Below are 8,356 nucleotides of genomic sequence, written 5' to 3' on the forward strand. Positions count from 1 at the left end.
AGCAGGGGGAGCAGGGGAGGCAGAGGGGGAAATAACCAATGCCCAATGCCCCATGCCCAATTATGCTAGTGCTGGTACAGGAATTTCTAGGTGAGGATATAAGGGGAAGCGATAGCACAATGCTGCTACCCGTTGCCGACAATCTTGGGTTACTACGTCGGAATCTGGAGAAAGCAGGCGATCGCTAATAATATTTGCAATCTCGGTAAATTCTGCTACTCCTAAACCTCGCGTAGTCATTGCTGGCGAACCTAACCTCAGACCACTGGTAACAAATGGTGATTGCGGATCAAAAGGTATAGTATTTTTGTTAGCAGTAATATTCACAGTACTAACTAGCTGATCTGCCTGCTTACCAGTTAGACCGACAGAACGTAAATCTACCAGGATTAAATGGTTGTCAGTGCCATTAGACACTAGCTTTAAACCCCGATTTTGTAATTGTTCTGCCAAAGCACGAGCATTTTCAATCACTTGGGCAGAATAGGTTTTAAACTCAGGCTTTAGGGCTTCTCCAAAAGCTACTGCTTTTCCAGCAATGACATGTTCCAACGGCCCGCCCTGGCTACCAGGAAAAACAGATTTATCTAGCTTTTTACCTAGTTCTGCGTCGCTGGTCAAAATTAAACCACCTCTAGGGCCGCGTAGAGTCTTATGTGTAGTTGTTGTTACTACATGACAATGAGGAATGGGATCAGGATGAAGACCACTAGCAACCAAACCTGCGATATGAGCAATATCGGCAAGTAAGTAAGCGCCGATCTCATCAGCAATACTACGGAACTTTTCAAAATCAATTATACGAGGATAAGCCGAATAACCACAAATCAAGAGCTTAGGACGCTCCCTCAGCGCCAGCTCCCGAATTTGATCGTAGTCAAGTTGTTCTGTTTGTTGACTGACACCGTAGTGGCTAACTTGGAACCACTTACCTGAGAAATTTACAGGGGAACCGTGGGTGAGATGTCCCCCATGAGACAAATCCATTCCCATAATTTTGTCTCCTGGTTGCAGCAACGACAGGAACACTGCAAAATTGGCTTGTGCGCCAGAATGAGGTTGCACATTCGCATGAGCAGCGCCAAATATCTGTTTAGCACGATTGATCGCTAGCTGCTCAATTTTGTCGATATACTCACAACCGCCATAGTAGCGTTTACCAGGTAATCCCTCAGCATATTTATTTGTCAGTACCGAACCTTGAGCGGCTAGTACAGCAGCAGAGGTAAAGTTTTCACTAGCAATCAACTCTAAGTGATCTCGCTGACGCTGTAGTTCGTCGTTGATTAACTCCGCGATCGCTGGATCGGTGGAGGTAAGAAAATCTGAGTTAGTCTTAGTCACTTCAATTATCCTTATGGAAATTTGTACAACGGCTGATTTTGGTTGGGTGCAGCACCTAACAGTCCACTCTCAAGAGTCCATAGCCCAAAGTCTATAGTTCAATGATTTTTGACTGCTCTACAGAGGCGATTAATCGTCTCCGTACTATTGAAGTTTATTTGTGCCAACTTATTTATTATTAGACGATTAATTATCATAACGTTGCTTGTTGAAGCTGCGCTAAATAAAGCTTGTTGCGATCAAAAAAATTTAAATGCGTTTACCCTGATTAGCATTTTTGTCTGATGAGATTATAATCAGTATATTCCCTTAAAACCTATGAGGAGTCTTTGATTGGTTTCTCGAAAGGCTACTTCCACCATCACGGTGGTAGAGCAGTATTGTGATGCTTATCGCGGATTTATCACAAGTGAGAAATTCCGGATAACTAAATTAGCTTTAAATTCCATGAATTACGTATATTTTCACAAAGGATTAATATAAAAAGCAATTTTACCAAAGATTGCTTGAAATTAATTAAACTTTTTGTGAAATATGTCAATTATTTATTCAACTAGTCAAACTCACGTTTCAATATGCAATTAAACATCTATTCTGATGATAATTATCTTCCGAAAGGAATAGAGCCAGTTCCAATGCTTTATCCCTTTTGGAAACAGTTTATACCTGGTGAAAAATATCCTTGGTCTAGATTGTACGGCAAGTATATAGAGCTAAGTAATTCCCTTTTTAAAATTACTTCCTTAAAGGAAGCTGACTTAGTTATCATGCCTATAAACTGGAGAGCGATCAGAGGAGAGAATTGGAGAAGTAAAGTTAATAAAAAAGCAGAAAATCTATCTATTGAATTTGCAGAAAAAGTAGCTAATAGCGGCAAAGAATTAATTATTTTTTTTGCAGGTGATTGTTGCGCCGAAGAAATTCCTGTCAAGAATGCAACAGTATTTCGGATGGCAGTATATCGGTCGAAAAGGAAGCAAAATGATATTATTATGCCTTCTTTTACTGAAGATTTTGTTAAAGAATATTTAGGAGGGCAAATGTCTCTCAGGCATAAATCTGAGAAACCTGTTGTTGGATTTTGTGGACTAGCAGTAAAAGATTCATGGGAAAAGAAACTAAAAACGGTTTTATTTCACGGGGCGATGTTAACCAAATCATTAGAGCTTGGAGTTTCGCCTTACAAAGGACAAATTTTGCGTAGTCAGGCTCTGAAAGTACTTGCAGAAAGCCCCTCTTTAGTAAATACAAACTTTATCATCAGAGACGAAACAGTATTTCTAAATACACAAGATGTAGAGCGAAGACAGAAGGCTCGTGATGAATATGTGAAAAATCTAGTTGAGAGCGACTACATTTTGTGCTGTCGTGGTTCTGCAAACTATTCTATTCGACTATATGAAATCCTCAGTTGTGGTCGTATTCCAATTTTTATTGATACAGACTGTGTTTTACCTGACGATTCTATAATTGACTGGAAAAAATATTGTGTATGGATAGATGAGAAGGAAATACCACATATTGCAGAGAAAGTAGCTGAATTCCATAGCAATATTTCAGACCAAGAATTCTTAGATTTGCAGCATGAATGCCGAAAACTGTGGAAGAATAGGCTTTCTGCTGAGGGATTTTATACTAATTTTCATCATCATTTTTCAACAAAATAATTTATTCAAATAAGTATTATGTCTAGAACGAAATAGCCTTAAGCTAAAACACAAAGGCGTAAAGCAAATTTTAGCACCTTTGTGTTTTGGCTTGAGGTAATTAGCTGCCCTTGGGTACAGTCTCTCCAGGGCCAGCAGTGACAATTATCAAACTTTCCGGCTTAATTAAATTTTCAATTGTCTGTTGCATCTGAGCCATTGTGACTGCTTGTATTCTCTGGGGAAAGTCTCGGATTTCTGAGCGTGAAAGTCCTAAGACAGCATTATCCAAAATTATGCTTGATACATCACTAGGATTAGCTAAATCCACAGGATAGCTATTAGTAATTGAGCGTTTTGCTGCGTTGAATTCAGCCTCAGTCACTCCTTGTTCGCGCAACTGTTTGAGTAAAGCGAGAGTACTAGCGATCGCTTTTTGGGCATCACCAGGAGCAGTCTGCATCTGAATCAAGAACGGGCCGGGATTGATTCCGGCGGCAAAACCACTATAGATACCGTAGGTTAGACCCTGGCGATCGCGCACTTCCGTACCCAAACGGCTTGCTAAAGTATCACCACCTAAAATTTGATTCAGTACCAGCGCTGCATAATAACGTGGGTCTTTCCGAGAGATACCGTTGTAGCCGATGTAGGTAACAGCTTCTGATTTACCAGGTATCACTTTGTTTAAACGTGTCAAAGTTTGTGGAAGTGGCACGGATGGTATTTTGAGAACAGGTGGCTTACCTGTGACTGACCATTTGCCAAAAGCCTCATTTAGCAAAGGTTTTATCTTAACCGGATCAAAGTCTCCAACTATTGCGATCGTTGTGTTATCTGGTCGGTAGTGTGTCTGGTAGAAGCCAAGCAAATCATCACGAGTAATACTCTTTAAACTCTCGGCTGTGGGAAAGCTGTGGAATGGATGATTTTCTGGGTAAATTGCCTGCTGAAATACTTGTCTTCCTAAACCTCTGGGGTCATCTAGCTGGACTTTGAGACTTATCAACGCCCGTTGGCGACTTAGTTCTAACTGGTTGGCTGGGAAAGTCGCGTTTTCTAACACATCTGCCAGAGTTTGAATCAATATCGGCAAGTCCACCGAGAGTCCCTCACCGCTAACGCTAACTCCCTCGCGGCTGGCACCGAAGTTCAAATCGGCTCCCCGATCTTCTAAGGTTTTTGCTAGCGTAAGAGCATTTTTGGTCTGCGTCCCATTCATTAAGTTGGCCGCAGTCAAATTCGCTAATCCAGCTTTTTGGTTGCCGTCAAATTCAGTCCCAGCGTCAATTTGTCCACTCAGGTTAATGGTGGGGAGGTTGCGATCGCGCAAGAGCAAAACCCGCAAACCATTATTCAAGGTAAACTCTTCTGGTAATGATTGTTTGCCCGAATCTGTAGCTGATGTGGCAGGTGGCAGATATTTAGCCAGTTCTGCTGGATCTACAGGCTTCCCAGGGCTGAAATTTTCCACTGTGCGACCAGAACCAGCGCTGGAAGCCCCTGGTTTACCATCTGGTTGAGTTGGCTCAAAGAAGCCGATGGTTTGTTTGGCCGGATTGAGGTAAGTTTTTGCTGCTTGCTGTACTTGGGCTGGGGTGACTTTAGCGATCGCAGCCAGATACTGTTCAATAAAACGATAATCGCCGGCCACGGTTTGGTTATATCCCAGTTGGTTTGCCTGACTAGTGATGTCTTGGTTCCCCAAAACAAAGGAGGCTTGCAGTTGTGTCTTCGCCCGGTTCAATTCTTCAGTAGTAACTGGCTGTTGTTGCAATTTTACTAGAGATTCCTGAAGCACTTGGGCAATTTTCCCTAACTCTTGACCTGGAGCCGCCGTAGCATTAATTTCATACCAGCCAGGTTCGATCAGTTCGGCAGCACTGCCACTCGCTGAACTAGCGAGTCCAGATTCCACCAAAGCTTGGTAAAGCCTAGAACTACGTCCGCCTGTGAGGATGGCATCCATCACATCAATTGCCGGGACATCAGGATGTTTGATATCTGGCAGAGGATACACTGCTTGCAATAGTGCCGCACTTCCAGGTTGCTTCAAAACAATCGGTGCTTTTTTAGTAGTAGAGGCAACCGGAGAAGACGCGGTGACATTTCCCCTCTCTGTGTTCTGGCCTAAAAGCGTTCCTGTGTCCTCTTTCCTTCGTTTTGCCAACTTCCCATAAGTTTCTTTAACAACTTTGAGTACAGGTTCTGTGGCAAAATCCCCTGTAATTACCAACGTGGCATTTTCTGGGCTGTAGTAGGTTTGGTAATAATTCCGCACCTGCTCCACCGTGAATTTTTGTACATCAGCTTTTGTGCCTCCCACAGGTAAGCCATAGGCTCTAGTAGGGAAAGCATCTCGCATCACTGCCCGACTCAGACGATAGCCTGGTGAATTTTCGTACCCCTGTAACTCGGAGATTACCACCCGCTTTTCACTTGTCAGTTGTTCAGGCCCAACTAAAGAGTTTTCCATGCGATCGGCTTCTAGTGTCAACAATGCTTCGAGTTTGTCTCGTTGCACTGTGCCAAAGTAAGCTGTTTCGTCATAACTAGTAAAAGCATTGAACTGGCTACCCAAAGCACTAAATAACCTTCCAAACTGCACAGGACGGTCAGTTGTACCCTTGAACATTAAATGTTCTAGCTGGTGAGAAATGCCATTTTCTCCCTTAACCTCATTACGTGAGCCAACTTTATACCAAACTTGTACGCTCACTACTGGAGCGGTATGGACTTCTTTAGTTAGCACTGTTAAGCCGTTGTCTAATACCGTTTTTTGTACCCCTTGGGTGAATGAGAGAGCAGATACAGGTGCGACTGCTGTTGGTGTTGCAGCATTGGTGAAATTGCCTGAAAAAGGCACAGTACTTAGCAAAAGGCTAAGAAAAAACCCTACAAGCATATATGAGCGTAGCTTCATAAGCAATGGGAAATGCAAAATTTCTAATTATAAAACAAAACCTTAGTACCGCTTTCTGGAAATCAAAAGACTTACATTCTCAGCTTTTTTACCATTTTTAATGGTAGCTTTATTTCCGTCATGCCGTAATGGTCGGTTTTCAAGTTTACCTATTTGCAAGACATCTACGAGCAATAGCCTACAACAAGGGTATAAAAATCCTTTTCCTTATTCCTTGCCACTTATTCTCTATTTTCAAGACAGATGCAACTCTATCCTATGTTACAAACTATTACAAATATGTTAACAACGATTACGATGTGTTTCATTTGACAAGTTTTCCGGAATATCCATTTTTAAAATTGGTTTCATTCCTTGTCATCCCATCAGGGTAAATATCTTCGTAAAACTAGCAATAACTTTTTAAAATATGCAAACAAGAAACTTAATTGCATCATTCACATTAGGTATAACCTTAGCCGCAATACCTGTATTACAGTCTCATGCCCAAGTCGCAAGAACACCGAACTTGTATAATTTCACAGGGTATAATTCCGAAGGCGATAAAGTCACTATTAATTACTCAACATCAAGCTTTACTGGCAAGCCCCTTTTCAACTATCAAAAGCAGAAACAGACATTAAACTTTACCGGAGATGAGATTCGTACTGTAGATACGGAAATTGGTACACTAGTGACTGTGACTATTAAAAAGACAGTAGATACTGGCAACACCACATTTACCTTGCTCATACCTCGTGTAAACCTTGGATCTAGCAACGAAGTAAAAGTTGAAACTAAAGGAATCACCACAACAAATCGCTTTTCTGTGATTCCTCAATTCAACCAGGGGCAGAAACAAACTTATACAACAATCAATCTGAAGGGGACAGCCCAAGCTGTTGCGTTTTAAGTACAAGAGGGATTAAAAAATTAAACTTCTTGCTCAGATGGAGGAAAGCGGTGAGGGTGAAGGTAAATAATTGTTTCTCTCCACCCTTACCGCTCAAACTGATTGCCTTTTAATTTGGCATCTGGGTAATAACATCTTTTAATCAATGGCTTATTGCAACAGATTTTCCAACTTGTTATTTTTATGAGCGATCGCTTTTAAGTAAGTCGGTGCAATAAAACCAAACTGTGTGAAGAAAAGTAAATAAGGCTCAAACTCTTTCTCCCCCTGCTCCCAGCAAGAACTGCCCCCTGCCTTATTTCAACAATAATTATTTACGCCGACCTACTTACATAATTATTTAATGGTAAGTCATCTCTCAAGTTTCAATCAGCATGGAAACACAATGATTGGTGCTGCGTGCATTTCAAGATAGTGACATCGCAGTATTCGGGATACACCTTACCCAGAAGTGGAAGCGATCGCCTTTATCGAATTGATCAAGCAGTCAATACTGAGTGTCTTGGGTGAGTGGTATCAGCAGGCGATTGAACTCAAGGCAACAGGTGAAATGATTAAAGACTGTCCCATAGAGCGGTTATAATAAATGGTATCAATATTTGGTTGCACTTCTCGCTATGGAACGCGAAGCCCTAACAATTCGGTTTCCGGCTGATTTACTTGTCAAAGCTAAGAAGATTAAACAGGGTAGTGAATCCTTGAATGATTTAGTAGTTGAGGCTTTGGAACGTGAGGTAAGCCGCCGCAGGGGATGGGCAGCCCATCAACGGATAATTGCCCGCAGTGAAACCGTTCAACCTAAAACTGGGATACAACCAGCCTCTACAGATTTGATTCGCAGCCTCAGAGAGGACGAAGGGCGACGTGACTAGAGTTTTGTGTTTAGATACCAGCGTTTGGATTCCTTATCTTGTACCAGAAGTTTATCAACCCCAGTCCAGAAAACTAGTAGCAGAAGCCTTAAGTCTGAGTATACGGTTAGTGGCTCCAGCTTTTGCTTGGGCAGAAGTAGGATCTGTGTTAAGAAAGAAAACCCGCATGGGAGTAATTACAACAGAGGAAGCGCTAGGTTTTTTTGAAGACTTCTGCGAACTGCCTATTAATTTCATTGAAGAAGAGGCAATTAGAGCAATAACCTGGAAAATTGCCGATAAATACGGATTATCTACCCTTTATGATGCCGCCTTTCTTGCTTGCGCCGAGAGTGTGTCTGCGGAGTTTTGGACGGCTGATGCTGCACTGGTTAGACAAGTTATGCCCCGACCTACTTATCTCCGAGAAATAGGAGAAATATAATTGAACTTATGGAAATAATGTGGTGCGTTACACTGCGTTAACGCACCCTACAAATAAATCAACCCTAAACTTCAACATTCAAAGTACGCACCAAAAAAGCCCATTTATCTGCGGCTTCCTCGATAATTTTAGCAGTGGGTTTACCCGCACCATGTCCTGCTTTAGTCTCAATTCTAATTAATACTGGCGCATCACCTGCGTGAGCCTCTATAGAACCTGAGTTCGACGTAAAAAAAAAGTCTCTAATCCAGGCAG

8 protein-coding genes are annotated in these 8,356 nt (G+C 41.9%); 5 read left to right on the forward strand and 3 right to left on the reverse strand.

The window, feature by feature from the left end; translation table 11 throughout:
- Positions 1 to 60 precede the first annotated feature (60 nt).
- Entirely contained in the window at positions 61 to 1,344 is a 1,284-nt protein-coding gene (glyA, locus tag ACFE90_RS33180) for a serine hydroxymethyltransferase (protein ID WP_375506555.1), read from the reverse strand.
- Positions 1,345 to 1,919: 575 nt separating this feature from the next.
- Between glyA and ACFE90_RS33185 the strand changes: the two genes are divergently transcribed.
- Positions 1,920 to 3,011, forward strand: coding sequence for an exostosin family protein (locus tag ACFE90_RS33185; RefSeq protein ID WP_375506556.1), 1,092 nt, complete (start codon positions 1,920 to 1,922; stop codon positions 3,009 to 3,011).
- Between the two features lie 100 nt (positions 3,012 to 3,111).
- Here the strand turns inward: ACFE90_RS33185 and ACFE90_RS33190 are convergent, their stop codons facing one another.
- Complete coding sequence (locus ACFE90_RS33190; protein ID WP_375506557.1) at positions 3,112 to 5,895, reverse strand: M16 family metallopeptidase; 2,784 nt, start codon at positions 5,893 to 5,895, stop codon at positions 3,112 to 3,114.
- 427 nt (positions 5,896 to 6,322) lie between these two features.
- Here ACFE90_RS33190 and ACFE90_RS33195 point away from each other — a divergent pair, with 427 nt between their 5' ends.
- The 4 genes from ACFE90_RS33195 to ACFE90_RS33210 all read left to right on the forward strand — a co-directional run bounded on the left by ACFE90_RS33195 (position 6,323) and on the right by ACFE90_RS33210 (position 8,101).
- Positions 6,323 to 6,805 (forward strand): hypothetical protein, encoded by a 483-nt coding sequence (locus tag ACFE90_RS33195; RefSeq protein WP_375506558.1) that lies wholly within the window; start codon positions 6,323 to 6,325, stop codon positions 6,803 to 6,805.
- Between the two features lie 451 nt (positions 6,806 to 7,256).
- Positions 7,257 to 7,388, forward strand: coding sequence for a hypothetical protein (locus ACFE90_RS33200; protein WP_375506559.1), 132 nt, complete (start codon positions 7,257 to 7,259; stop codon positions 7,386 to 7,388).
- A gap of 34 nt (positions 7,389 to 7,422) precedes the next feature.
- The gene (locus tag ACFE90_RS33205) at positions 7,423 to 7,677 is read left to right on the forward strand and encodes a YlcI/YnfO family protein (protein WP_375506560.1); all 255 of its coding nucleotides are present in this window, start codon (positions 7,423 to 7,425) and stop codon (positions 7,675 to 7,677) included.
- The gene (locus ACFE90_RS33210) at positions 7,670 to 8,101 is read left to right on the forward strand and encodes a type II toxin-antitoxin system VapC family toxin (protein ID WP_375506561.1); all 432 of its coding nucleotides are present in this window, start codon (positions 7,670 to 7,672) and stop codon (positions 8,099 to 8,101) included. The genes ACFE90_RS33205 and ACFE90_RS33210 overlap by 8 nt, the downstream gene beginning before the upstream one ends.
- A gap of 64 nt (positions 8,102 to 8,165) precedes the next feature.
- Here ACFE90_RS33210 and ACFE90_RS33215 read toward each other — a convergent pair.
- The coding region (locus ACFE90_RS33215) for a prolyl oligopeptidase family serine peptidase (protein ID WP_375506562.1) at positions 8,166 to 8,356 on the reverse strand (191 nt) is incomplete at its 5' end.

The sequence above is a fragment of the uncultured Nostoc sp. genome (genome assembly GCF_964245445.1).
Taxonomy (GTDB): domain Bacteria; phylum Cyanobacteriota; class Cyanobacteriia; order Cyanobacteriales; family Nostocaceae; genus Nostoc.

What these genes read in the sequence shown, in the direction of transcription:
- ACFE90_RS33195 (WP_375506558.1), top strand. Translation starts at nt 6,323, where the DNA reads ATGCAAACAAGAAACTTAATTGCATCATTCACATTAGGTATAACCTTA.
- ACFE90_RS33205 (WP_375506560.1), top strand. Translation starts at nt 7,423, where the DNA reads ATGGAACGCGAAGCCCTAACAATTCGGTTTCCGGCTGATTTACTTGTC.
- ACFE90_RS33190 (WP_375506557.1), bottom strand. Translation starts at nt 5,895, where the DNA reads ATGCTTGTAGGGTTTTTTCTTAGCCTTTTGCTAAGTACTGTGCCTTTT.
- ACFE90_RS33185 (WP_375506556.1), top strand. Translation starts at nt 1,920, where the DNA reads ATGCAATTAAACATCTATTCTGATGATAATTATCTTCCGAAAGGAATA.